The organism is Rhodococcus sp. Z13 (assembly GCF_025837095.1).
In the GTDB taxonomy this organism is placed as follows: domain Bacteria; phylum Actinomycetota; class Actinomycetes; order Mycobacteriales; family Mycobacteriaceae; genus Rhodococcus; species Rhodococcus sacchari.
Genome location: NZ_CP107551.1, coordinates 2,060,087 through 2,085,276 on the forward strand (window position 1 = coordinate 2,060,087; position 25,190 = coordinate 2,085,276).

The 25,190-nt window shown below is 70.6% G+C and carries 23 protein-coding genes and 1 pseudogene; 17 read left to right on the plus strand and 7 right to left on the minus strand.

From position 1 onward, the window contains the following. Positions 1–43 precede the first annotated feature (43 nt). Complete coding sequence (locus tag OED52_RS09475; RefSeq protein ID WP_264154373.1) at positions 44–835, plus strand: SDR family NAD(P)-dependent oxidoreductase; 792 nt, start codon at positions 44–46, stop codon at positions 833–835. Between the two features lie 46 nt (positions 836–881). On the opposite strand, the gene OED52_RS09480 is transcribed toward OED52_RS09475, so the two are convergent. Together OED52_RS09480 and OED52_RS09485 are read right to left on the minus strand one after the other, a co-directional pair. Beyond that, positions 882–1,496, minus strand: coding sequence for a nucleoside/nucleotide kinase family protein (locus OED52_RS09480; protein WP_264154374.1), 615 nt, complete (start codon positions 1,494–1,496; stop codon positions 882–884). Between the two features lie 36 nt (positions 1,497–1,532). Beyond that, positions 1,533–2,066, minus strand: a complete 534-nt coding sequence (locus tag OED52_RS09485) for a hypothetical protein (protein WP_264154375.1) — start codon at positions 2,064–2,066, stop codon at positions 1,533–1,535. A gap of 80 nt (positions 2,067–2,146) precedes the next feature. Between OED52_RS09485 and OED52_RS09490 the strand changes: the two genes are divergently transcribed. Next, on the plus strand, positions 2,147–2,446 hold the full coding sequence (locus tag OED52_RS09490; RefSeq protein ID WP_264154376.1) for a protease inhibitor I42 family protein: 300 nt from the start codon (positions 2,147–2,149) through the stop codon (positions 2,444–2,446). 42 nt (positions 2,447–2,488) lie between these two features. Here OED52_RS09490 and ypfJ read toward each other — a convergent pair whose 3' ends face one another. Further along, positions 2,489–3,403 carry a KPN_02809 family neutral zinc metallopeptidase gene (gene ypfJ, locus OED52_RS09495; protein WP_264154377.1) on the minus strand — a complete coding sequence of 305 codons (915 nt, stop codon included), beginning with the start codon at positions 3,401–3,403 and terminating at the stop codon, positions 2,489–2,491. A gap of 149 nt (positions 3,404–3,552) precedes the next feature. Between ypfJ and aspS the strand changes: the two genes are divergently transcribed. Together aspS and OED52_RS09505 are read left to right on the plus strand one after the other, a co-directional pair. Further along, positions 3,553–5,340 (plus strand): aspartate--tRNA ligase, encoded by a 1,788-nt coding sequence (gene aspS, locus OED52_RS09500; protein WP_264154378.1) that lies wholly within the window; start codon positions 3,553–3,555, stop codon positions 5,338–5,340. Between the two features lie 384 nt (positions 5,341–5,724). Next, positions 5,725–6,891 (plus strand): kinase, encoded by a 1,167-nt coding sequence (locus OED52_RS09505; RefSeq protein ID WP_264154379.1) that lies wholly within the window; start codon positions 5,725–5,727, stop codon positions 6,889–6,891. A 12-nt stretch (positions 6,892–6,903) separates the two neighbouring features. On the opposite strand, the pseudogene OED52_RS09510 reads toward OED52_RS09505, so the two are convergent. Continuing rightward, positions 6,904–8,540: pseudogene (locus OED52_RS09510) on the minus strand (alkaline phosphatase D family protein). 93 nt (positions 8,541–8,633) lie between these two features. On the opposite strand from OED52_RS09510, the gene OED52_RS09515 reads away from it, so the two are divergent. From OED52_RS09515 to OED52_RS09540, 6 genes are all read left to right on the plus strand, one after another. Then, positions 8,634–10,046: a replication-associated recombination protein A gene (locus tag OED52_RS09515; protein ID WP_264154380.1), complete on the plus strand. Its 1,413-nt coding sequence runs from the start codon at positions 8,634–8,636 to the stop codon at positions 10,044–10,046. 124 nt (positions 10,047–10,170) lie between these two features. Beyond that, the gene (gene alaS / locus OED52_RS09520; RefSeq protein ID WP_264154381.1) at positions 10,171–12,837 is read left to right on the plus strand and encodes an alanine--tRNA ligase; all 2,667 of its coding nucleotides are present in this window, start codon (positions 10,171–10,173) and stop codon (positions 12,835–12,837) included. Positions 12,838–12,839: 2 nt separating this feature from the next. After that, positions 12,840–13,361, plus strand: a complete 522-nt coding sequence (ruvX, locus tag OED52_RS09525) for a Holliday junction resolvase RuvX (protein WP_264154382.1) — start codon at positions 12,840–12,842, stop codon at positions 13,359–13,361. Further along, complete coding sequence (locus OED52_RS09530; protein WP_264154383.1) at positions 13,358–15,121, plus strand: endolytic transglycosylase MltG; 1,764 nt, start codon at positions 13,358–13,360, stop codon at positions 15,119–15,121. The genes ruvX and OED52_RS09530 overlap by 4 nt, the downstream gene beginning before the upstream one ends. After that, positions 15,111–15,965, plus strand: coding sequence for a shikimate dehydrogenase (locus OED52_RS09535; RefSeq protein WP_264154384.1), 855 nt, complete (start codon positions 15,111–15,113; stop codon positions 15,963–15,965). Before OED52_RS09530 ends, OED52_RS09535 begins: the two co-directional genes overlap by 11 nt. Before the next feature lie 157 nt (positions 15,966–16,122). Further along, entirely contained in the window at positions 16,123–17,277 is a 1,155-nt protein-coding gene (locus OED52_RS09540; RefSeq protein WP_264154385.1) for a thiolase family protein, read from the plus strand. A 100-nt stretch (positions 17,278–17,377) separates the two neighbouring features. Here the strand turns inward: OED52_RS09540 and OED52_RS09545 are convergent, their stop codons facing one another. Then, complete coding sequence (locus tag OED52_RS09545) at positions 17,378–17,752, minus strand: DUF1622 domain-containing protein (RefSeq protein WP_264154386.1); 375 nt, start codon at positions 17,750–17,752, stop codon at positions 17,378–17,380. A gap of 171 nt (positions 17,753–17,923) precedes the next feature. On the opposite strand from OED52_RS09545, the gene OED52_RS09550 reads away from it, so the two are divergent. Genes OED52_RS09550 through aroB form a run of 4 tightly spaced genes read left to right on the plus strand, consistent with a single transcriptional unit; the run spans position 17,924 to position 21,443 of the window. Next, a complete protein-coding gene (locus OED52_RS09550) occupies positions 17,924–18,553 on the plus strand; it encodes a prepilin peptidase (RefSeq protein ID WP_264154387.1) in 630 nt (209 codons plus the stop codon). A 34-nt stretch (positions 18,554–18,587) separates the two neighbouring features. Further along, positions 18,588–19,775 carry a chorismate synthase gene (aroC, locus tag OED52_RS09555; RefSeq protein WP_264154388.1) on the plus strand — a complete coding sequence of 396 codons (1,188 nt, stop codon included), beginning with the start codon at positions 18,588–18,590 and terminating at the stop codon, positions 19,773–19,775. A 4-nt stretch (positions 19,776–19,779) separates the two neighbouring features. After that, complete coding sequence (locus tag OED52_RS09560) at positions 19,780–20,337, plus strand: shikimate kinase (RefSeq protein ID WP_264154389.1); 558 nt, start codon at positions 19,780–19,782, stop codon at positions 20,335–20,337. Next, complete coding sequence (gene aroB, locus OED52_RS09565; protein ID WP_264154390.1) at positions 20,334–21,443, plus strand: 3-dehydroquinate synthase; 1,110 nt, start codon at positions 20,334–20,336, stop codon at positions 21,441–21,443. Before OED52_RS09560 ends, aroB begins: the two co-directional genes overlap by 4 nt. A gap of 84 nt (positions 21,444–21,527) precedes the next feature. On the opposite strand, the gene OED52_RS09570 is transcribed toward aroB, so the two are convergent. After that, positions 21,528–22,085 carry a TIGR03086 family metal-binding protein gene (locus tag OED52_RS09570; protein ID WP_413247756.1) on the minus strand — a complete coding sequence of 186 codons (558 nt, stop codon included), beginning with the start codon at positions 22,083–22,085 and terminating at the stop codon, positions 21,528–21,530. Positions 22,086–22,270: 185 nt separating this feature from the next. After that, positions 22,271–22,828: a B-4DMT family transporter gene (locus OED52_RS09575; protein WP_264154392.1), complete on the minus strand. Its 558-nt coding sequence runs from the start codon at positions 22,826–22,828 to the stop codon at positions 22,271–22,273. A gap of 93 nt (positions 22,829–22,921) precedes the next feature. On the opposite strand from OED52_RS09575, the gene OED52_RS09580 reads away from it, so the two are divergent. From OED52_RS09580 to nusB, 3 genes are read left to right on the plus strand one after another with little or no spacing between them, the layout of a single operon-like run. Then, on the plus strand, positions 22,922–24,010 hold the full coding sequence (locus tag OED52_RS09580; RefSeq protein WP_264154393.1) for a M24 family metallopeptidase: 1,089 nt from the start codon (positions 22,922–22,924) through the stop codon (positions 24,008–24,010). A gap of 34 nt (positions 24,011–24,044) precedes the next feature. After that, on the plus strand, positions 24,045–24,608 hold the full coding sequence (gene efp, locus OED52_RS09585; protein WP_264154394.1) for an elongation factor P: 564 nt from the start codon (positions 24,045–24,047) through the stop codon (positions 24,606–24,608). Then, positions 24,609–25,103 (plus strand): transcription antitermination factor NusB, encoded by a 495-nt coding sequence (gene nusB / locus OED52_RS09590; protein ID WP_264154395.1) that lies wholly within the window; start codon positions 24,609–24,611, stop codon positions 25,101–25,103. The last annotated feature ends 87 nt before the right edge of the window (positions 25,104–25,190 follow it).

Sequence of the window (25,190 nt, forward strand, 5' to 3'; positions counted from 1 at the left end):
GTGCGGGTACCCGCGGCACACCGGACGTCTTCGAGGAGGAAGCATGAACGACACCCGACCCCTGGCCGTGGTGACCGGGGCCTCCCGCGGAATCGGGCGTGAACTGGCCGCGCTGTTCGCCGTCGACGGCCACGACCTGGTGCTCGTGGCCCGTTCGCCCGCGCTCGACGACGCAGCGGCCGAGCTGGAGAGCTCCGGTGTCTCCGTCACTCCGGTGCACGCCGATCTGCGCACCGAGGCCGGCGTCCGTGCGGTGTACGAGGCGGCGACCGCGGGCGGGCGGGTTCCCGCCGCGGTCGCCCTCAACGCCGGGACGGGGATCGGGGGAGCGTTCGTCGACGCCGATCCCGAGGAACTGCTGGCGGTCGTGGACGTGAACGTCCGTTCCACCGTGCACCTCGCGCGCCTGTTCCTCGCGGACATGGTGCGGGCCGGGTCGGGGCGTCTGTTGTTCACGTCGTCGGTCGTGTCGCTGATGCCTGGGCCCTATCAAGCGGTCTACAACGCGTCGAAAGCGTTCGTGCAGTCGTTCACCGACGGCATCCACGACGAACTCTCGGACACCGATGTGACGGTGACCTCGATGCTGCCCGGCGCCACCGACACGCACTTCTTCGCGCGGGCGGGCATGCTCGACACCCTGCTCGGGAAGGGACCCAAGGACGATCCCGCGCGAGTGGCGAAGGACGGCTACGACGCCCTCCTCCGCGGTGATCGCCGGGTGGTCGCCGGGTCGCTCCTGGCCCGGTCGATGGCGGCCTTCGGTGCTCTCGCCCCGGACGCCGTCACGGGGGCGGTGCACAAGGTCCTCGCGCGACCGCGCTCGGGTGGGTGAACGCACAGCTCGGTGAATCCGTGTGCAGTGTCGGGGGAACCGCTGTTCAGCGGACCTCGGCGATGCGGAGGGCGGGTCGGTCCGGGTGGTCGTAGCGCACCACCAGATCGGCTTCGGTCTCCGCGTCGTGATCCAGCAGGACCGGGATCGTCCATCGTTCCGGCTCGCCGGTGCGACGGTCGAGCGCACCACGCGACATCACCAGCGTCACCGAGAGGTCGAAACCCAGACCCCGGCCGAGGAGCATCGGACCCGCGACGATCAGGACCTGGTCGTCGGCGGCGGGCCGGGGGCGCACCCGGGCCGACCGGTCGGTGCTCTCGTCCCACAGGCGGGGCAACCACCGGCCGCGCTCGCGGAATGACCGCAGCACCTCTCGGTCGAGGGCGTCGTAGTCGAACCACTCCCACCGGTAACTGTGGGGATCGGTGCGTCCGTGCTCGAACCGGAGGGAGGCGGGTCGCACGTAGTCGTGCAGATCGACGACGTCCGCCGGCCGGCCCCGGCCGCGCAGGTGGTCCGCCACCGGCCGGGCGAGGGCGACGGGCTCGGATGCATCCGCCCCGCTGATCGCGACACAGCGGAGGCCGGGATGTGCGGCTGCGCGGTCGGCGATGGCGACGACGAGGGACCCGGGGGTCACCGGAGTGAACGACGGCATCCGCCCAGTCTCACCCGGAATGCATCTCGATGCAGGTCACCAGGGCGGTGCGTCCTCCTGTTGCGGCCCTGGGGTGTCCAGGAGCCGGTCGAGCCAGAGCACCGCTTCGACCAGCGCCTCCATCTGTGACGCCCAGTCCATCGCGAAGACCACCTGGTCGAGGTCGGCGCGGGCTTCCGTGACGTTGCCGGACAGGGAGTCGATCACCGCCTTCATGACGGTGCTCTCCGGCTGGGGGAGTTCCTCCGGGCGGACGTGGCGTCCGCTCTCGGTGCGGATGGTGAGTTCGAAGGATTCGTCGCCGCGCACCTGGGCGCCCATCTTGTCGACGACGACGTCGGCGATGGTCGTCACCGTCCAGCGCAGAACACCGCCGTAGAGCGGGGGATTGGTGCGCGGAGGCGTGCCGGTGCCGGCACTCGATACCAGGCCGGCGACCTCTTCGGTCAGTTCGCTGTAGCCGTTCTCGTGCGCGAGGGCCAGCAGGCGTCCGCCCATGACCGCGTCGCTGCGTGTGATGCCTGCTCGTTCCTCGTGCATGCCCGGGGGCTTCCCCGTTTCGTGGCCCATCACACATCCTCGGCCGCGCCCTGAAGCCGACCAGCCTCGGATCGTGATGTATGTCACAAAATCCTGGCTATCCTGAGGTCATGAAGCACATCTCCACTGGTCCGAAGGACGTCACGGTCGGTGTCGGGGACGTGGTCGAACTCCACCTGCCCGAGAACACCTCCCGCGACTACTGCTGGTCGACGGCACAGATCGGGGAGGGGTTGGTCCTCCACGACATGCGGTTCGTGCCGTCGAAGAATCCGCTGCCCGGAGGGGCGGGCGAGCGGATCTTCAGCTTCAAGGCGCGGCGGCCGGGAACCTGGCCGGTGCGGTTGAAGATGCGCAAGCACGCCGATCTGGTCGCCGACGAGGCCCGGATGACCGTCACAGTGGCGTGAGCGGCCCGGTGTGAACCGAACGGCCTGCAGCCGGTCCCGAGATCAGCGCAGGGCCGACGGATTGTTCAGATCGCGGGCGCCGTAGGTGTCGCACGCGTCGAGCCGGCCCGTACGGTAACCCGCCAGGAACCATGCCTGACGCTGCTCCGACGAGCCGTGCGTCCACGCCTCCGGATTCACCCGGCCGGTCGCCGCCCGCTGGATCCGGTCGTCGCCCACGGCCGACGCGGCCGACAGCGCATCGCGGATGTCGGCGTCGGTGAGCGTCTCGAGGAAGGGCTCGCCGGTGGCCGGGTCGGGCTGCTTGTCGGCGTAGTAGGCCCACACCCCGGCGTAGCAGTCGGCCTGCAGTTCGGTCCGCACGGCGCCGGACTCGGGACCACGCGGATCGGCCTGCGCGCGACCGAGGTCGCCGAGCTGGTTCTGCAGGTGATGACCGAACTCGTGCGCGACCACGTACTCCTGCGCGAGCGGTCCGCCGCTGGCGCCGAAGCGGGTCTCGAGCTCGTCGAAGAAGCTGGTGTCGAAATAGGCCGTCCGATCGGCCGGGCAGTAGAACGGCCCGATGTCGCTGGTCGCATTGCCGCAGCCGGTGGACGTGGCCGAGGTGAAGATCTCGACCTCCGGCTGGACGTACGCGACGCCGGTCTGCGCGGCCAGCTCCTGCCCCCACACCGTGTCCAGCGATCCGACGGTGTAGAGCACCCGGCAGTCGACGTTCTCGTTCGCCGCGGAACCGCCCACCTCGCACTGCTCGAGGGTGCTCGTGCCGTCCTGCGAGGTCTGGTCCGGCACACCGGATCCCAGCAGCGACGACGGGTCGCCGCCGAACAGCAACGCGAGAATGATCACGATGAGACCGCCGGCGCCGCCGCCGAGCGCGAGTTTGCCGCCGGTTCCGCCCCCGCCGGTCCGGACCCGGCCCGCGTCCATGCGGGCACCTTCTCTGAACGTCATCGCTTCCGCTTTCTCGTCTGATTGCCGGATTCGGACAAGCTTGGCACGAATCGGCGCGAACTATTCGGTACGGGTGCGCTCGGGCCGGTCGTGTCTTTCGTAGGATTACAGCCGACGAACCCGTCGCTGATCGTTTCGAAAGGAATTCCGTGCTGCGCACCCATCTGGCCGGCTCGTTGCGAGCCGAGCACGCCGAGCAGACTGTCACCCTCACCGGATGGGTTGCCCGGCGACGCGACCACGGCGGGGTCATCTTCATCGACCTGCGCGATGCCTCCGGTGTCTCGCAGGTGGTGTTCCGCAACGCCGACGTCCTCGAGCAGGCGCACCGGCTCCGCGCCGAGTACTGCGTGCGGGTCACCGGCAAGGTGGAGGTCCGCCCCGAGGGCAACCAGAACTTCGACATCCCCACCGGCGCCATCGAGGTCGACGCCGCCGAGCTCGAGGTGCTCAACGAGGCCGCGCCGCTGCCCTTCCAGCTCGACGACCAGGTCGGCGAGGAAACGCGCCTGAAGTACCGCTACCTCGACCTGCGCCGCGAGAAGCCGGGCAAGACCATCCGGCTGCGCAGCAAGGTCAACGCCGCGGCCCGCGCGGTGCTCGCCCACCACGAATTCGTCGAGGTCGAGACCCCCACGCTCACCCGGTCGACGCCCGAGGGTGCCCGCGACTTCCTCGTGCCCGCCCGCCTGCAGCCCGGCAACTTCTACGCCCTGCCGCAGTCGCCGCAGCTGTTCAAGCAGCTGCTCATGGCCGGCGGCATCGAGCGCTACTACCAGATCGCCCGCTGCTACCGCGACGAGGACTTCCGTGCCGACCGTCAGCCGGAGTTCACCCAGCTCGACATCGAGATGGCCTTCGTCAGTCAGGAGGACGTCATCCTCCTCGCCGAGGAGGTCCTGCACGCGCTGTGGCGTCTCGTCGGCTACGAGCTCGAGACCCCGATCCCGCGGATGACCTACGCGGAGGCGATGCGCCGCTTCGGTACCGACAAGCCCGACCTGCGCTTCGGCCTCGAACTCGTCGAGTGCACGGAGTTCTTCAAGGACACCACCTTCCGGGTCTTCCAGGCCGAGTACGTCGGCGCCGTCGTGATGCCCGGTGGTGCGAGCCAACCGCGCCGCCAGCTCGACGCCTGGCAGGAGTGGGCCAAGCAGCGCGGTGCCAAGGGTCTCGCCTACGTCCTCGTCGGTGAGGACGGCACGCTGTCCGGCCCGGTCGCGAAGAACCTGTCCGACGCCGAGCGCGACGGACTCGCCGACCACGTCGGTGCCAAGCCCGGCGACTGCATCTTCTTCGCCGCCGGTGCCACCAAGCCGATGCGCGCACTGCTCGGCGCCGCGCGCGGCGAGATCGCCCGTAAGCTCGACCTGATCGACCCGAACGCCTGGGCGTTCGTGTGGGTGGTCGACGCCCCGCTGTTCGAACCCGCCGCCGACGCCACCGCCAGCGGCGATGTCGCGCTCGGGCACTCGGCATGGACGGCCGTGCACCACGCCTTCACCTCGCCCAAGCCCGAGTACCTGGACACCTTCGACACCGATCCGGGTTCCGCGCTCGCCTACGCCTACGACATCGTCTGCAACGGCAACGAGATCGGTGGCGGCTCGATTCGTATCCACCGCCCCGACATCCAGGAGCGGGTGTTCAAGGTCATGGGCATCTCCGAGGAGGAGGCGAACGAGAAGTTCGGCTTCCTGCTCGAGGCGTTCAAGTACGGCGCCCCGCCGCACGGCGGCATCGCCTTCGGCTGGGACCGCATCACCGCGCTCCTCGCCGGTGTGGACTCGATCCGCGAGGTCATCGCGTTCCCGAAGTCCGGTGGCGGTGTGGACCCGCTGACCGACGCCCCGGGCCCCATCACCCCGGAGCAGCGCAAGGAGACAGGCATCGACTTCGTGCCCGACCCCGACGGCGCTCCGGCTCCCAAGGCCTGACGCAGGTCCACACACGATGACGGTGCCGCTCGTCCCCCGGGACGGGTGGCACCGTCGTGTGCGGATGTGGCACACGGGGAGTTTGGGATGCGGCGGGCGGGGTATCTCCCCGGTCCGGCGCCACGGGGGCGCTGCTCCGGTCCGGCGCCCAAGGCGCCGCGGAGGGAAGAAGGAGACATCGATGTCCGACGCCCGCGTGATCGCCCACGAGCCGCTCGCCCCCGCGGCAGGCCCGTGCGGGTGACACGCCCGTCGAACAGCAGATTCCGTCATCGGAACGGACGAATCCCACCAGCTCCCAGGGGTCGGCACGACGAAGGTCCTGCCCGATTCGAGTCCTGTGGACGCCCTTGCCGAGCCCCGAACCCTGTAGATTGGGCCGTGATGACCGCAACATTGGCAGACCCCGTGTCCGAGGTGGTGCACGCCGCCGAAGCACTGCTCACCCGCCGCACCGGCGCCCCGGTGACCCTGACCGACCCCGTCGATCTCGGGGGGAGCGGACGGTCCGTGGTGGTACGCGTGCGGGTGGCCGCCAACCCCTTCTCCCTGCCCCGCACCCTGGTGCTCAAGCAGGTACCTCCCTCCCGTGGTTCGGGGCACGTGGACTTCCACGGCTCCGAGACCGACGAGCAGGTCGCCTTCCTCCGCGAGGCCGTCTCCTACCAGTTCGCGACCGCTCTGGCGAAGGACCACCGTCCCGGTGCCGAACTGCTCGCCTACGACTTCGACGCCCGCCTGCTGGTCCTCAGCGATCTCGGCGACGCGACCACCCTGGCGGCTGTCCTGCGCGGCAGCGACCCCGAGACCGCCAACAACACCCTCATGGCCCTCGCGCAGGCGCTCGGTCGCATGCACGCCGCGACCGTGGGCCGCGAGGAGGACTTCGCGGCGTTGCTGCGTCGCGCCGACGTCGCCCGCGTCGCCGACGCCGTGTCGCAGCAGGCCATCGACGCCGTCCGAGGCGTTCCCGAACTGCTCGCCGCCGACTTCGGCCTGACGGTCCCCGACAGCGTCCGCGACCGTGCCGAGCGCGCGTCGAAGCTGTTCACCGGTGGGCGGTTCCGCGCGTTCAGCCCGTCGGATCTGTGCCCCGACAACATCGTCGTCGGCGACGACGGGGTGCAGTTCCTCGACTACGAGTGGGGTGGTTTCCGCGACGCGACCCTGGACATCGCCTACGCTCTCAGTTCGTTCCCGCTGTGCCTGTGCTCGGTGCCGCTGTCCGCCGAGCGTGTCCGCGCGATGGCCGAGGCCTGGCGCGCCGAGGTGGTGGGCATGTGGCCGCAGCTGGCCTACGACGAGGTGCTCGAGGAACGACTGCTCGACGCACTGCTCGCCTGCGTCTGGCTGAGCACGCACCTGTTCCTGCCCGAGGACCACGCCCGCATCGCGTCGGTCCGCGGACACGGCCTGTCCGTGCCCCGGATCCCGGCGCTGCGCGCCCGGTGGTCGCTGCTCGCCGAGTTCGCCGCCGAGACGGGGCACGACGACGTCGCCGCCCACGCCCGCGACGTCCTGGCCCACCTCGACGACCGCCTCGCGGGCTGAGCCCGCCGCGCACTACAGCGGTGCGGCCGCCGGTTCGACCCGGGCCGTGCCCGCCGCGACCCGATACCCGGCGACCCGACGAGAGCCGGCCGCCGGATCACGGCGATCGGTGACGAAGAACCAGTCCATCTGCGCGGCTTCGGGGGTCACCTCCAGCACGCCGTAGCCGTGCGAATCGAGTTCGACGAACCGGATGTGGTGGTTGGTGGCCAGAAGGGTGGACTCGAGAACGGTCGAGGCGCCCCGGGGCGGGATGCCGAGCAGTTCGTCGATGTTCGCCGACGTCACGGAGGGGACCACGAATTCCGTGGCGACCGTACCGGCAGCCGGATAGGCGGCCGCGTCGACCGGGATGTCCATCGCCCACGAGGTGTGGATGTCGCCGGTGAGGAAGACGACGTTGCGCAGGCCGGCCCGGGTGATCGCGTCGAGCAGACGACGCCGGTCGGCGCCGTATCCGTCCCACTGGTCGTAGTTGAAGGCGACACCCGCAGCCGGCACTCCCGTCAGCTCGGTCAGCGCTCCGGTGGTGCGCGGATCCAGCGGCGGCAGCAGCACCGGCGCGAACATCACGGAGTTGCCGACCAGCTGCCAGCGCGTCGGGGAGGTGGCCAGCCCCGAGGTGAGCCAGTCCATCTGCTCGGGTCCGGTCATCGTGCGGGCCGGGTCGTCGGCCGCTCGGGCACCGAAGCGGGCCTGCTCGGACCGGTAGCTGCGCAGATCCAGCATCGACAACTCCGCGAGGTCACCGAACCGCAGCCGGCGGTAGAGGCGACCGGCGTTCATCCGCACCGGCATCCACTCGTCGTAGGCACGCACCGACGCGGCCTTGCGGCTCGCCCAGTGCCCTCGGTGCGCGGATCGTGGTTCTCGGCGCCGCCCGCCCAGGCGTCGTTCGCCGCCTCGTGGTCGTCCCACACCACGATCCACGGCACGGCGGCGTGCAGCGCCTGCAGATCGGGATCGGTCTTGTACTGCGCGTGCCGCACCCGATAGTCGGCCAGGCTCACGATCTCGTGCGCGGGCAGATGGGTACGCGCCGGTGCCGCGCCGGCCACCGGGAACTGCCCGGCCGCGTATTCGTACAGATAGTCGCCGAGATGCACCACCGCATCGAGATCGCCGCGCGCCGCGAGATGCCGGTAGGCGGAGAAGAAGCCACCTTCCCAGTCCGCGCAGGACACCACCCCGAAGCGCAGCCGGTCGACGGCCGCCCCGGGTGCGGGAGCGGTGCGCGTCCGCCCGACCGGCGAGACGACACCCGCCGCACGGAACCGGTAGAAGTAGACCGTGCCGGGGGTCAGACCACCGGCGTCCACCTTCACGGTGTGATCCGAGGCCGCGGTCGCCGTCACCGACCCGGCGGCCACGACCTGCCCGAAGCCATGGTCGCGAGCGATCTCCCAGGTCACCTCGACGTCGGGCCCGCGCCCGGACCCGGGGACCGCCTCCGGGCCCGGCGTCACCCGGGTCCACAGGATCACCGCGTCGGGCAGGGGATCGCCCGAGGCCACCCCGTGCCCGAAGACCGCGGGAGTCGCGGACCCGGCACGCGCCGTCGAAGCGAGGGCGGCAGCGCCGGCGAGGACCGCACCCGACCGGAGCAGCGTGCGACGGGAGGGGCGGGGGACGAACGGTGTCGTGGCCACGGCACGATCCGACCACAGCGGGGACCGTTCGTCCACGCGAACACGCCACGGGCGTCGATCGAGGGTCGGGGCGAGCTTGTAGCGTCGAACACCGTGAGTGATCTTTTCGGGGCGAACGACCCGTCGGCCGAACCGGACGCGCTGTTCGAGGCGCCACGCGAACCCGACACCGAACCCGAACCCGAGTTCCGTCGGGCGCCTGTCGGAGCGACGGGCGCCGGGGCACCTCTCGCCGCGCGCATGCGCCCGGCGAGCCTGGACGAGGTGGTCGGCCAGCAGCACCTGCTCGAACGCGGCGCGCCGCTGCGCCGGCTCGTAGAGGGATCGGGAGCCGCGTCCGTGGTGCTCTACGGCCCGCCCGGCACCGGCAAGACCACCCTCGCCTCGCTCATCTCCGGCGCCACCGGACGCCGTTTCGAGGCGTTGTCGGCGCTGTCGGCGGGGGTGAAGGACGTCCGCGCGGTCATCGACCTCGCCCGCCGGCGGCTCACCCACGGCGAGCAGACGGTGCTGTTCATCGACGAGGTCCACCGGTTCTCCAAGACCCAGCAGGACGCGCTGCTCGCCGCGGTCGAGAACCGCATCGTGCTGCTCGTCGCCGCGACCACCGAGAACCCGTCGTTCTCCGTTGTGGCCCCGCTGCTGTCGCGCTCACTGGTGCTGCAGCTGCAACCCCTCGGTCCCGGCGACATCCGGCAGCTGATCGAACGTGCCCGCACCGACGACCGTGGCCTCGGCGGTGCAGTGGACATCACCGAGGACGCCCTCGACCATCTCGTGCGGCTCGCCGGTGGCGACGCCCGGCGCGCCCTGACCGCGCTCGAGGCCTCGGCGGACACGGCGCTCGCCCGGGCCGGCGACGAGCGCGCCGTCATCGACCTCGCGACCGTCGAGTCCAGCATCGACGAGGCCGCTGTCCGGTACGACCGCGACGGCGACCAGCACTACGACGTCGCCAGCGCCTTCATCAAGTCGCTGCGCGGCTCCGACGTGGACGCCGCCCTGCACTATCTGGCCCGGATGATCGTCGCGGGGGAGGACCCGCGCTTCATCGCCCGCCGGCTGATGATCCAGGCCAGCGAGGAGGTCGGCATGGCCGACCCGACGGCCCTGCAGACCGCGGTCGCCGCCGCGCAGGTCGTGCAGCAGGTCGGCATGCCCGAGGCGCAGCTCGCGCTCGCCCAGGCCACCATCCACATCGCCACCGCCCCCAAGTCGGGCTCCGTCACCGCCGCGCTCGGCGCGGCGATCGCCGACGTCAAGGCCGGGAAGGTGGGCCCGGTGCCCGCCCACCTGCGCGACGGGCACTATCAGGGCGCGCAGAAGCTCGGCAACGCCGTCGGCTACCGGTACCCGCACGACCACCCCGACGGGGTGCTCGCCCAGCAGTACGCGCCGGACGAGCTCGTCGGCGTCGACTACTACGAGCCCACCGGCCGCGGAGCCGAGCGCGAACTGGCCGCACGACTGCCCAAGCTGCGCCGCATCGTGCGCGGTCGGGGGTGACGACACCGCCGTCCTGAAGGCCGGTCGCGGCGGCGCGATAAGCTGAAGGGCGGCCGACCGACCGGTTCGACCCGTGCCCCCGGGCAGCTCCACCCCCATCGTCAGACCACAAAGGACCATCGACGTGCAGACCCACGAGATCCGCAGGCGCTTTCTCGATCACTTCGTGAAGGCGGGACACACCGAGGTGCCGAGCGCGTCGCTGATCCTCGCCGATCCCAACCTGCTGTTCGTCAACGCCGGCATGGTCCCGTTCGTGCCCTACTTCCTCGGCCAGCAGACCCCGCCCTACACGCGGGCCACCTCGGTGCAGAAGTGCGTGCGCACCCTCGACATCGAGGAGGTCGGCAAGACCACCCGCCACAACACCTTCTTCCAGATGGCCGGCAACTTCTCGTTCGGCGACTACTTCAAGGAAGAGGCCATCACCTTCGCGTGGTCGCTGCTCACCGGCTCCGTCGACGAGGGCGGCTACGGCATCGACCCGGAGAAGCTGTGGGCGACGGTCTATCTCGACGACGACGAGGCCTTCTCCATCTGGCGCGACAAGGTCGGTGTGCCGGAGGAGCGCATCCAGCGGCGCGGCATGAAGGACAACTACTGGTCGATGGGCATCCCCGGACCGTGCGGCCCGTGCTCCGAGATCTTCTACGACCGCGGCCCGGAGTACGGCGTCGAGGGTGGCCCGGAGGCCGACGAGGACCGCTACATCGAGATCTGGAATCTCGTGTTCATGCAGAACGAGCGCGGTGAGGGCGGCGCCAAGGAGGACTACCCGATCCTCGGTCCGCTGCCGAAGAAGAACATCGACACCGGCATGGGTGTCGAGCGCGTCGCGTTCCTGCTCCAGGGCGTCGAGAACGTCTACGAGACCGACCTGCTGCGTCCCGTGATCGACAAGGCCGCCGAACTCACCGGCGCCGTCTACGGCGCGAAGCACGAGGACGACGTCCGTTTCCGTGTCATCGCCGACCACGCCCGCACCGCCGCGATGCTCATCGTCGACGGCGTCAACCCCGGCAACGACGGCCGCGGTTACGTGCTGCGCCGCCTGCTGCGCCGCATCGTGCGCTCGGCGCGTCTGCTCGGCGCGGACAAGCCCACCATGCGCGAGTTCATGGCGGTCGTGCGCGACACCATGGCGCCCTCCTACCCCGAGCTCGCCACCGACTTCGGCCGCATCGAGACCGTCGCCGTCGGTGAGGAGACCGCCTTCCTCAAGACCCTCGGCACCGGCAGCAAGCTGTTCGAGGGCGCCGTCGAGAACGTCAAGGCCCAGGGCAAGAACGTGCTCGGGGGCTCCGAGGCCTTCACCCTGCACGACACCTACGGATTCCCGATCGACCTCACCCTCGAGATGGCGGCCGAGGCCGGCCTGACCGTCGACGAGGAGGGCTTCCGCTCGCTCATGGCCGAGCAGCGGCAGCGTGCCAAGGACGACGCGCGCGCCCGCAAGCACGCCCACGCCGACCTCACGGTCTACAAGGAGCTGCTCGACCGCGGCCCCACCGAGTTCACCGGCTTCAGCGAGCTGGTCAGCGAGGCGAACGTGCTCGCCGTCATCACCGGAGGGGAGCGCCTGCACGCCGCGAGCGCAGGCCAGCAGGTCGAACTGATCCTCGACCGCAGCCCCCTCTACGCGGAGTCCGGCGGCCAGATCGCCGACATCGGCACCATCACCGGACCGGGCCTGAAGATCAAGGTCGACGACGTCCAGAAGATCGCCAAGCAGCTGTGGACGCACAAGGTCACCGTCCTCGAGGGTCAGGTCGTCGAGGGCGACGCGGTGCTCGTGCAGGTCGACCCCGAGTGGCGTAAGGGCGCGACCCAGGGCCACTCCGGCACCCACCTCGTCCACGCCGCGCTGCGCGAGGTGCTCGGCCCCAACGCTGTACAGGCCGGCTCGCTCAACAAGCCCGGCTACCTGCGTTTCGACTTCTCGTGGCCGGGTGCCCTGAGCGAGCAGCAGAAGCAGGACATCGAGGCCGTGACCAACGAGGCCGTCGCCGCGAACTACCCGGTGAACACCTTCGTCACCGACCTCGACAAGGCCAAGAAAATGGGCGCGATGGCCCTCTTCGGCGAGAACTACGGCGACGAGGTCCGTGTCGTCGAGATCGGCGGTCCGTTCTCGATGGAGCTGTGCGGCGGCACCCACGTCGCGCACTCCTCGCACGTCGGCACCGTGACCCTCCTCGGTGAGCAGTCCGTCGGCTCCGGCATCCGCCGCGTCGAGGCGTACGTCGGCCTCGACTCCTACCGTCACCTGGCGAAGGAACGCGCACTGCTCGCCGGCCTGTCCTCGACCCTCAAGGTGCCCTCCGAGGAGGTCCCCGCCCGCGTCGAGTCGCTCGTCGAGCGCCTCAAGGCGGCGGAGAAGGAACTCGAGAAGGTCCGCGCCGCGAACGTCGCCGCCGCCGCCGGCAACTACGCCGACAAGGCGAAGCGTGTCGGCGACGTGCTCGTCGTCGCCGAGGCCGCTCCGGAGGGGGTCGCGGGCAACGACCTGCGCACCCTCGCCGCCGACATCCGTGGACGCCTCGGCTCCGAACCCGCCGTGGTGCTGCTGCTCGGCAACGCCGGAGGCAAGGTCCCGTTCGTCGTCGCCACCACCAAGGCCGCGCAGGACAAGGGCATCAAGGCCGGTGAGCTCGTCGCCAGCTTCGGCCCCGCCATCGGCGGCCGCGGCGGCGGCAAGCCCGACATGGCCCAGGGTGCGGGCTCGGATCCGGCCGGCATCCCGGCGGCGCTCGACGCCTTCCGTGCCCGGCTGAGCGAGCTGGCCGGCTGATCGTGGCCGACTTGCCGCGTCCCGATCGTCCCGGCGTGGACGATCCCGGCCGAGGGCGCCGCATCGGCATCGACGTGGGGAGTGTGCGGATCGGGGTCGCGTCCAGCGACCCCGACGGCATCCTCGCCACGCCGGTCGAGACGGTTCCGCGGTCCAGGGAGCGTGGTCCCGACGCGCCGGATATCCGGCGGATCCTCGAGATCGTTAGGGAGTACGAGGCGGTTGAGGTTATCGTCGGGCTGCCGCAGACACTGCGCGGTGAGCCCGGCAAGGCCGCGAAACTGGCGAGCGAGTTCGCACGTCGACTTCGCCGCGCCCTGCCCGACGTTCCCGTGCGCCTGGCCGACGAACGCTTCACGACGGTCACTGCGGCACGCGCCCTCCGTGAGAGCGGGGTGAGTGCGCGAGGTGCGCGGCCGGTCATCGACCAGGCTGCCGCCGTGGCCATCTTGCAGGGTTGGTTGGACGAGCGGAGTTCGGTTGTGAACGAGTCGGGGCAGCAGGACGCGGGGGGCAGTCGGTGAGCCGACACGGACGGCACGACGATCATCCCGAGAACGCACGTGAGGATCTGTTCGCCGATCCTTACCGGTACGAGCAGCACCGGTACGAGCATCGCCACCCTCACGACGACCATCCCGCTCAGCCGGGTTACGACGACGGTTACGCCCCGGCGCCGGGTGACGTCTCGCCGGACGCCGAGACCACCGTCATGCACTTCGGGCCCGGAGCCTTCGACGGCCCTCCACCCGGCGGCGGATACGCCGAGGACGCCTACGGGCAACCCGGATACGACCACGCCGGATACGACCACGCCGGATACGACCACGCCGGATACGACCACACCGGATACCAGGACACCGGACACCAGGACACCGGCGAGGGGTACGGCCGGTACTCCGACGACGAGTATCCCGGCGGCTACTCGTACGCGGAGCGCGACGAGCACTACGCCCACCCGGACGTCGAACCCACCCAGCAGTCCGATCCCGCGCCGGGGTTCGATCCCGCGCCGGGGTTCGATCCCGCGCCGGGGTTCGATCCGACCGCCGTCACCGCGGAACACCGGGCCCTGCCCACCGCGGTCGGTACCGTCGAACGTCCCGCCGGCCGACGTCGTCGCCGCAGCGCCGCAGCCGAGAAGCGCAAGCGCCGCGGCCGCATCGTCGGTGCCCTCGCGGCCGTGATCATGCTCGTCGTCGTCCTCGGCGGTGGCTATTTCGCGTACGACCGGTTCTTCAGCAGCGCCCCGGACTTCACCGGCCCGCCCGGGCCCGTGGCGATCGTGCAGGTCGAGCCCGGCGACACCGCCGAGGAGATCGGCGTCGAATTCGTCGACAAGGGCATCGTCGCCAGCACCGACGCCTTCTACGAGGCGGCCGTGCAGAACTCCGGGATGAACGCCCTGCACCCCGGTTACTACGCGGTGCCCACCAACCTCCCTGCCGTGGAGGCGGTGTCGGCCCTCGTCGACCCCGAGAGCCGGGTGGGTGCCCTCGTCATCTCCGAGGGCCGCCAGCTGCACGACATCCGCGACGTCAACACCGGCGCCGTCCGCAAGGGCATCTACACCCTCATCTCCGAGGCCAGCTGCTACGGCGACCCCGGCGCCGAGACCTGCGTCAGCTACGAGGAACTCGACGCGGCGGGTTCGACCATCGACCTGCAGACCCTCGGGGTCCCGGCCTGGGCGCGCGACGCCGTCGCGAACGTTCCCGACCGGCGCCGCCAGCTCGAAGGACTGATCGCCGCCGGCAGCTGGGACTTCGACCCGTCGGCCGAACCGGTCGAGATCCTGTCCCAGCTCGTGTCGGAGAGCACCGCCGGCTACGAGTCCACCGGCATCACCGAGGCCGCAGCCCGCGTCGGACTCACCCCCTACGAGATGCTCATCGCCGCCTCCCTCGTCGAACGCGAAGCCCTCCCCAAGGATTTCGCGAAGGTCGCCCGCGTGATCCTCAACCGGCTCGCGATCGACCAGATGCTCCAGTTCGACTCGACCGTCAACTACGAACTCGACGAGACCGAACTGGCCACCACCGACGAGGACCGGGCTCGCGTCACCCCCTGGAACACCTACGCCAAGGTCGGCCTGCCCGCGACGCCGATCTCCTCGCCGAGCCTCGCGGCGCTGCAGGCCATGGAGAACCCGGATCCCGGCGCCTGGATCTACTTCGTCACCGTCGACGCCGAGGGCACCACCCTGTTCGCCGACACCTACGAAGAACACCTGGAGAACACCCGACTGGCTCTCGAGAGCGGAATCCTCAACAGTGGTCGATGACATCACCCGCGGCGCCCGCAAGGCCGCGGTCCTGGGCAAGCCCATCGCGCATTCCAAGTCGCCCCAGCTGCACCTCGCGGCGTACCGGGCGCTCGGACTGACCGACTGGACCTACGAGCGGATCGAGTGCACCGCCGAACAGCTGCCCGCCCTCGTCTCCGGTCTGGGGGAGGAGTGGGTCGGCCTGTCGGTGACGATGCCCGGCAAGTTCGCGGCCCTCGAGTTCGCCACCGAACGCACCGCCCGCGCCGTGACGATCGGCTCCGCGAACACGCTCGTGCGGATCGACGGCGGCTGGCGGGCCGACTGCACCGATGTCGACGGTGTGTCCGGTGCGCTGCGCTCGGCCGGGGTCGGCGACCTGTCCGAAACCTCCGCCGTGGTCGTGGGTTCCGGCGGCACCGCGCGACCGGCCCTGGTCGGCCTGACCGACCTGGGGGTCCGCTCGGTGACCGTCGTCGCCCGCTCGGAAGAGAAGGCCCACGCCACCTTCGACTGTCTGGGCGACGACATCGAGGCCCGCTGGCTGCCGTTCGACGCCCCGGAACTGGCCCGGGTGTGCGCCGAGGCGGGGGCGCTGGTGAGCACCGTGCCGGCCACCGCGGCCGCTCCCTACGCCGAGACCCTCGCCCACGCACCGTGCATCCTCGACGCGATCTACGATCCCTGGCCCACCCCGCTCGCGGCGGCGGCCGAGGCACGCGGCTCCCGCGTGGTCAGCGGTCTGCACATGCTCCTCAACCAGGCGTTCGGGCAGGTCGAGCAGTTCACGGGACTGCCCGCCCCGCGCGCGGAGATGGCCCGCGCCGTCGGCCTCGATCTCGGGGCGTCGCACCCGGCCTGACGTTGCCGCTCGATCCATAGACAGCGGTGAGGGCTGCCATTCCGGAAAACAATGGTCGACAAGCCCTTTCCGGCTCCTTCGCGAAGTAGTGTCGGGGACGTCCGGCGGTCGTGGCGACCGTCACAGGAATGGCCCCCGGGTCGCGAAGGAGCACACAGTGAGCGCAGTCATCGTCCAGGCCGTACGCACCCCCGTCGGGAAGAGGAACGGCGGTCTGTCCGGTGTGCACCCCGCCCAGCTGTCCGCCGTGGTGTTGAACGCGCTGGTCGAGCGTGCCGGAATCGATCCGGCCGTCGTCGAGGACGTCATCTGGGGTTGCGTGCAGCAGGCCGGTGAACAGGCCGTCGACATCGCCCGTACCGCGGTGCTCACGGCGGGCTGGCCGGAGACCGTCCCCGGCGTCACCATCGACCGCCAGTGCGGCTCGAGCCAGCAGGCACTGAACTTCGCGATCGCGAGCGTCGAGGCAGGGCACTACGACGTCGTCGTCGCCGGCGGTGTCGAGGTGATGTCGCGGGTGCCGATGGGCACCTCCGTCGCCGTCGGTGGTTCGCCGTACCCGGAAGCGTTCATGGAACGCTACGACGGGGTGCGCCCGAACCAGGGCATCGGCGCCGAGATGATCGCCGAGAAGTGGGGGCTGAGCCGCACCGACGTCGATGCCTTCTCCGCCCGGTCGCACGAGCGCGCCGCGGCCGCCCAGGACGCCGGCCTGTTCGCCGACCAGATCGTGCCGGTCACCACCCCCGACGGCACCGTCGTCTCGCAGGACGAGGGCATCCGCCGCGGCACCACCGTCGAGAAGCTCGCCGGCCTGAAGACCGTCTTCAAGGAGGACGGTGTCATCCATGCCGGAAACTCCTCGCAGATCTCCGACGGCTCCGCGGCCCTGCTCATCATGAGCGAGGAGGCCGCCGCGAAGTACGGCCTGACGCCGCTCGCGCGGGTCCACACCGCGGTCGTGACCGGCGCCGACCCGGTCATCATGCTCACCGCGCCCATTCCCGCGACCGAGAAGGCTCTCGCCAAGTCGGGTCTGTCCGTCGACGACATCGGGGTCTTCGAGGTCAACGAGGCGTTCGCGCCGGTGCCGATGGCGTGGCAGAAGGAGATCGGCGCGCCGGACGACAAGCTCAACCCCAACGGCGGTGCCATCGCGCTCGGTCACCCCCTCGGCGGTTCCGGTGCCCGCATCCTCACCGACATGATCTTCCACATGCGCCGCAACGGAATCCGCTACGGTCTGCAGACCATGTGCGAGGGCGGCGGCCAGGCCAACGCCACCATCCTCGAGCTCGTCGACGCGAAGTAACGCAGCCGGTAACCGGAGCCCGAATCTTCCGTTGTCCACCCGCGATGCCTGCGCGGGTGGACAGCGGAGTCCTTTTCCGCGCGTGTGTCCGAGCGGCGGGTCAACCGACCTCGGTGCCTGTCCGCGCGGGCTCGGCGTCCCGTCGCTGCCACGGCCACCGCCCGTCGATCTCGAGCTGCAGCGACCAGCTCAGGAAGGTCCGGATCAGGACGATCACCGCCAGCACACCCACCGAGGTGAACGTCGGTGTCACGGCGACCGTCTTGATGATGTCGGCGGCGACCAGGAACTCGAGGCCGAGCAGGATCGACCGGCCCAGATTCCGCCGGTACGGCTCGTACACCCGGGCGTCCCGGTCGCGGCGGCGCGCGGTCGCCGCGATCCACGTCGCCACCAGCGCACCGATCACCATGACCCCGACCCCGACGACGTCCACGGCCGTGCCGACGTGTTCGAGCAGCGACGAAATCTCCATCCGAGCAGATCCTTCCGACAGACCTTCCGACCCGACGAATCCCGGCAATCCTCGCAGGTGAACCGGGGGAGCGGCGGGATTTCTCCCCAGGATCCGCGAGTATCCCCAGAACGGGTCCTGCGCCGCGCGTGTCGCCGCTCGGCGCCCACCCGGCCGGGCACGCTCGGACACATGACGGGGGTGACGACCACGATCGTGATGACGGTGCTCGGCGTCGTGGCGGGAGTGACGGTGCGGCAGCTGTCCGGGCGGATGGCGGGACGCCGGCCACCACCGGGCCGGTGCGAAGCGGCATGCGCGGCGGCGGGAATGCTCGCCGCCACCGTCGCCACCGGCGCGGGGATCATCGCCGCGGCGCTGTTCGGCTGGTGGTGCGTGTGCGCGAGCACCGTCGACCTGCTCGCACGGCGCCTGCCGAACACACTCACCCTCGGGGGCGCGGCCGCGGCCCTGGTCGCGGCGACCGCGACCGGTCACGGACGATCCGCCCTCGCAGGGGCCCTCCTGCTCACGGTGCCCCTGCTCGTCGCGCACCTCGTGGCACCGTGGTCGCTGGGCGCCGGCGACGTCAAACTCGCCCTCGGGCTCGGCGCAGTCACCGGCACCACCGGCCCCGGCGCGGTGCTGCTCGCGGCCCTGCTGCCGTCGGTGCTCACGGTCCTCGCGGCGCTGGTCGTGCGGCTGCGGGAGCGCCATCGCCGCACGCAGGGGAGCGGTCCCCGCGGCCTTCCGCACGGCCCGTCGATGTGCGTGGCCGCGGTGACGGCGTCGATCTTGACCGGTTGGCCAGGGGCGGTATGACGAAGGGCGGGGCGAACATGGAAGGATGGACCCCGTGCTGCGTTGGATAACTGCTGGAGAATCCCATGGTCCCGCCCTCGTCGCGATGCTCGAGGGGATGGTCGCCGGTGTCGAGGTGACGTCGAACGACATCTCGGAGCAACTCGCGCGGCGGCGACTCGGCTACGGCCGCGGCGCACGCATGAAGTTCGAAGCCGACAAGGTCACCGTCATCGGCGGTGTCCGGCACGGACGTACCCTCGGCGGTCCGGTCGCCATCGAGATCGGCAACACCGAGTGGCCCAAGTGGGAGACCATCATGGCCGCCGACCCGGTCGACCCGGCCGTGCTCGAGGGGCAGGCCCGCAATGCGCCGCTCACCCGCCCGCGCCCCGGTCATGCCGACTTCGCGGGGATGCTCAAGTACGGCTTCGACGACGCCCGCCCCGTCCTCGAACGGGCCAGCGCCCGTGAGACCGCGGCCCGCGTCGCCGCCGGCACCGTCGCCCGCAACTTCCTGCGGCAGGTCTTCGGGGCCGAGATCGTCTCGCACGTGATCTCCATCGGCTCCTCCGATCCCTACGTCGGCCCGGAACCGCGGCCCGAGGACCTCGAGGCCATCGACGCGAGCCCGGTGCGCGCCTACGACAAGGCCGCCGAGGAATCGATGATCGCCGAGATCGAGGCCGCCAAGCGCGACGGTGACACCCTCGGTGGTGTCGTCGAGGTCGTCGTCCACGGCCTGCCCGTGGGCATCGGCTCGTTCGTCAGCGGCGCCGATCGTCTCGACGCGCGCCTCGCCGCGGCCCTCATGGGCATCCAGGCCATCAAGGGCGTCGAGGTCGGCGACGGCTTCGAGACCGCCCGCCGCCGCGGCAGCGCAGCACACGACGAGATGAAGCCCGGCCCCGACGGCGTGGTCCGCTCGTCCAACCGCGCCGGTGGCATCGAGGGCGGCATGACCAACGGCGAGCCGCTGCGGGTGCGTGCCGCGATGAAGCCGATCTCCACCGTGCCGCGCGCGCTGTCCACCGTCGACATGACCACCGGCGACGAGGCCGTCGCGATCCACCAGCGCTCCGACGTGTGTGCAGTCCCGGCCGCGGGGGTCGTCGCCGAGGCGATGGTCGCCCTCGTCGTGGCCCAGGCTGCGCTGGAGAAGTTCGGTGGCGACTCGGTCGCAGAGACCGCGAGCAACCTCGACCACTACCTGAAGGGCATCGCGGCACGTCCGCCGCGGTGACGTCATGGCTCCACGTGTTGTCCTGATCGGCCCGCCCGGCGCGGGCAAGTCGACCATCGGCCGGCGGGTGGCCAACGCCCTCGACGTGCCGCTGCTCGACACCGACGCGGAGATCGAGCGCGTCACGGGCCGCACCATCCCCGAGATCTTCGCGCAGGACGGCGAACCCGCCTTCCGGGCGATCGAGGAGGACGTGGTGGCGCAGGCGCTCGAGAACCACGACGGGGTCGTCTCCCTCGGCGGGGGAGCGATCCTGTCCGAACGCACCCGTGCCCGGCTCGCCGGCCACACCGTCGTCTACCTCGAGATCAGCGTCGCCGAGGGGTTGCGCCGCACCGGCACCAGCGACACGCGACCGCTGCTCGCCGGGGGCGACCCCGCACAGAAGTACCGCGAACTCATGCGTCGTCGCCGGCCGCTGTACCGGCAGGCGGCGACCATCCGGGTGCGCACCGACGGGCGCAGCCCGGGGCGAGTCGTCCAGCAGGTGCTCGCCAAACTCGAAGCGGCGGATGTCCCCGCCGGTCAGACCCCCAGCGAGGATCGGAGCCCCACATCGTGACCGAACCGGTACGCATCGACGTCCAGACGGCGCAGCCTTACCCGGTGATCATCGGCCGGGGCCTGCTCGGCGACGTCGTCGAACAGTTGTCCGGCACCCGCACCGTCGCGATCTTCCACCAGCCGACACTCACGGCCACCGCCGAGGTCGTCCGGGAGGCGCTCGCGGAGACCGGGATCGACGCCCACCGCATCGAGATCCCCGATGCCGAGGACGGCAAGGACCTCGCCGTGGCCGGTTTCTGCTGGGAGGTGCTCGGCCGCATCGGCCTGACCCGCTCCGACGCCGTGATCAGCCTCGGTGGCGGCGCCGCCACCGACCTCGCCGGCTTCGTCGCCGCGACGTGGATGCGCGGCGTGCGGGTCTACCACATCCCCACCACGCTGCTCGCGATGGTCGACGCCGCCGTGGGCGGCAAGACCGGCATCAACACCGAGGCCGGGAAGAACCTCGTCGGCTCCTTCCACGAGCCCTCGGCGGTGTTCGTCGACCTCGCCACCCTCGAGACGGTGCCGCGCAACGAGCTGGTCGCGGGCTTGGCCGAGGTCATCAAGACCGGTTTCATCGCCGATCCGGTCATCCTCGAGCTGATCGAGCAGGACCCGGAGGCCGCGCTCGATCCGACCGGCACCGTCCTGCCGGAGCTGATCCGCCGCTCGGTCGAGGTCAAGGCGAAGGTGGTCGCGGCCGACCTCAAGGAGTCGAGCCTGCGCGAGATCCTCAACTACGGGCACACTCTCGGTCACGCCATCGAGCGTCGCGAGCGCTACCGCTGGCGCCACGGCGCCGCCGTGTCGGTGGGCCTGGTCTTCGCCGCCGAACTCGGCCGCCTCGCCGGCCGTCTCGACGACGCGACCGCCGACCGACACCGCACGATTCTCGAAGCGGTCGGCCTGCCCACCACCTACGATCCGGATGCGTTCTCGGATCTGCTCAAGGGCATGCAGACCGACAAGAAGAACCGGGCGGGCATGCTGCGGTTCGTGGTGCTCGACGGTCTCGCCAAGCCGGGCCGACTCGAGGGCCCGGACCCGACCCTGCTGGCTGCCGCCTACTCGGAGGTCGCGCGCCAGGGCAAGGCCGACGCGGGCACCGTTCTTCTCTGACGGGTTCCACCGTCGTTCGGCTCTGACGGGTTCCACCGTCGTTCGGCTCTGACGGGTTCCACCGTCGTTCGGCACTCCCGGGTCTCACCGTGCCGCCGTCTCCGGGTTCCAGCGGGGATCGCGACCGGTGAGCCCGAGCAGCCGGTCGAGTGGCGACGCATCGTCGCCGACCGGGACGACGGGGCCGAACAGGCCTCCGTCCGCCCGATCCTCGTCGGTGGTCTGCGCCGCGAAGGCGGTGCACGCGGCGATCTCGTACGGCTCGCACTCGTACTCCTGCCCGGTGGCCACCGCGAGATCCCAGCTGTGGACGACAAGTTCGTCGAGGGCGACGAGCCCGGCGACCGGAGCGGGCAGATCCAGTCCGCCCGCCCGGGTGGTGCCCGTCCAGGCCTCGGGGTCACGCCACGCGGCGGCCAGGGCCGGTAGCAGCTCGGCGGCGACCGACCGCCAGTCCGGTGGCAGTGCGCCGGAGAAGACGGGTGGTGCGTCGGTGTGGGGTCCGTGGTCCTTGCGGGCTGCGGCGGTGAAGGCCGACGACAGTCCCAGCACGTGATCGACGAGCACGTTCACGGGGGTGCCCGTGCACGGGGTCGGCGCCGACAGTTGTGTGTCGTCGATCGCCGCCAGGATCCGCTCCATACGGCGGGTCGCGGGGGACAGGTCCAATGTCTCGGTCACGGGGGCCTCCTCGGTTCCGGTGGTCGGTAGGACGGACCGTCCTGGGGGCCGGAACCGAGCGCGCTCCACCGAATCGTGACCTGAACCGACAATGAGAGCGCGGAAAACGCCTGTTCAGGACCGTAGGAGTGGAATTCGCTGCAGTACTACTGCTTCGGATTCACCGTCGGGAACGTCGTCGTGGGAGCGTCGGCGTCGCGCCACGCCGGGTCGGCCGTGGCCGGAGTGGAAACGTGATGCTCGCTGTGCTCCGACCAGTCGTCGTTGCGTTCGGCCCTGCGTTCCTGGCGGCGGGCGAAGAACCGACCCAGGGTCACCGCGGCGGTGGCCGGCAGGAAGACCAGTAGCACCGTGAACGCGGCACCGGAGGTCACCTCGAAGAACAGGGAGGTCACACCCACAGGAATCGCCGTGACCGTGTCGACCAGCCAGGTGAGCACACCACCGACGATGCCGGTGACCGCACCGGCGGCGAGCCAGCGCAACGTCAGATCGGCGCCCTCCTCCGGATCCGGATGGGCGCGGCGGTCGCGGATCCCGTCGAGACCCGCCCACAGGAAGGCGGCGACCACCACGACGATCAGGCCCAGCCAGCGCAGAACCGATCCTTGCAGCGGCCACTGGACGAGAGCAGCACCGAGCAGTACACGCACGACCACGTGGACCAGAGCCAGACCGAGCCCGCGGAGCAACCAGGGTTTCATGTACCCGAGGGTAACGGGTGGCGAGGCCGACAGTGTGTCTCGTCCCACACCGGGTCTCCTGTCCCGCACCGGGCCGCGCGGTAGTTTGTGCCCATGCCCGCCGATCACGCCTCCCGCCGCCGCGCACTGCGCGGACTGCTCGCCGCCCGTGAACTCGACGCCCTGCTGGTGACGGATCTGCTCAACATCCGCTATCTCACCGGCTTCACCGGATCCAACGCGGCGCTGCTCGTGGCCGCCGACGGCGACGAACGCACCCTGATCTGCACCGACGGCCGCTACGTCACGCAGGTGGGGGAACAGGTCCCCGACCTGCGGGCGGTGATCGCCCGTGCCTCCGCGGCGCATCTCGTCGGTGAGTTCGGTACCGCCGGGGCCCGCTGGGGCTTCGAGAGCCACGTCGTCACCGTCGACGAACGGGCCCGCTGGGACTCGCTCGCGGCATCGGTGCACTTCACACCCGCCCCGGGTCTCGTCGAGCAGCTGCGGGCCGTGAAGGACGAATACGAGATCGGTCTCCTGCGCGCCGCCTGCGGCGCCGCCGACCGTGCCCTCGCCGACCTGATCGCCGCCGGCGGGCTGCGACCGGGACGGACCGAGAAGGAGGTCGCCCGCGACCTCGAATGGCGCATGTTCGAGCACGGCGCCGACGGCATCTCCTTCGAGACCATCGTTGCGACCGGAGCCAACTCCGCGATCCCGCACCACCGCCCCACCGGTGCGGTCCTCGCCGACGGCGACTTCGTGAAACTGGACTTCGGAGCGCAGATCTGCGGCTACCACTCCGACATGACCCGCACCTACGTGCTGGGCCGGGCCGCGGACTGGCAGAGGGAACTGTACGAACTGGTGCTGCGCGCCCAGCAGGCCGGGCGGGAGGCGCTCGCCCCGGGCGTCGAGTGCGCGGCGGTGGACGCCGCAGCCCGGTCGGTCATCGCCGAGGCGGGCCACGGGGAGCTGTTCCTGCACGGTCTCGGACACGGCGTCGGACTCGAGATCCACGAAGCACCCGGAATCGGTGCCGCGGCGACCGGTACACTTGTCGCCGGTGCGGCGGTGACCGTCGAACCGGGTGTGTACTTCTCGGGGCGCGGAGGCGTGCGGATCGAGGACACGCTCGTGGTGCGGGAGCAGTCTCCGGAGCTGCTTACGCTCACCGACAAGACATTGACCGTCGTTTGAGGGCGGTTCCTCGACCCTAGGAGACACGAAACAAGTGGCTGATACCAGTGACTTCAAGAACGGACTCGTTCTGAAAATCGATGGACAGCTCTGGCAGATCATCGAGTTCCAGCACGTCAAGCCGGGCAAGGGCCCTGCCTTCGTGCGTACGAAGCTCAAGAATGTGACGTCGGGCAAGACCGTCGACAAGACCTGGAATGCCGGTGTCAAGGTCGAGACCGCCACCGTCGACCGCCGTGACATGACGTACCTCTACAACGACGGCACCGACTACGTCTTCATGGACGGCGAGACCTACGACCAGATCACGATCTCGCCCGAGCTCCTCGGCGACGCCGCGAAGTTCCTGCTCGAGAACATGCCGGTGCAGGTCGCGACCCACGACGACACCCCGCTGTTCGTCGAGCTCCCCGTCACGGTCGAGCTCGTCGTCCAGCACACCGACCCGGGCCTGCAGGGCGACCGCTCCACCGGCGGCACCAAGCCTGCGACCCTCGAGACCGGCGCCGAGATCCAGGTCCCGCTGTTCATCAACACCGGCGACAAGCTCAAGGTCGACTCCCGTGACGGCAGCTACCTCGGGCGAGTGAACTCCTGAGTGTCCGGTAACCAGAAGAAGCTCGGGGCCCGGCACAAGGCCCGCAAGCGCGCGGTCGATCTGCTCTTCGAGGCTGAGGCCCGCGACGTGCACCCCGTCGACCTCGCCGCCGACCGCGTCGAACTCGCGATCGCCGACGACCAGGTCGCGCCGGTCCCGGCCTACGCGCAGACCATCATCGGCGGTGTCGCCGACCACCTCGACGAGGTCGACCGGACCATCGCCGATCACCTGCACGAGTGGACCCTCGATCGGCTCCCGGCGGTCGACCGGGCGATCCTGCGCATCGCGGTGTGGGAACTGTTCCACGCCACCAACGTGCCGCCCGTGGTCGCCGTCGACGAGGCGGTCGAGCTGGCCAAGCAGTTGTCCACCGACGACTCGCCGGCCTTCGTGAACGGTGTGCTCGGGCAGATCGTCGCGGTCGCCGACCAGGTGCGTGCAGCAGCCGCGGCGACGCGCGTGCGCCCGGCCGAGGACTCGGACGAGAACTGACGCGCCGCCCCGGACGGGGATGACGGACCCGGTGAACGGGCCCGGCGGGACAGTCCCGCCGGGCCCGTTCCGCGTTTCCGGACCCGT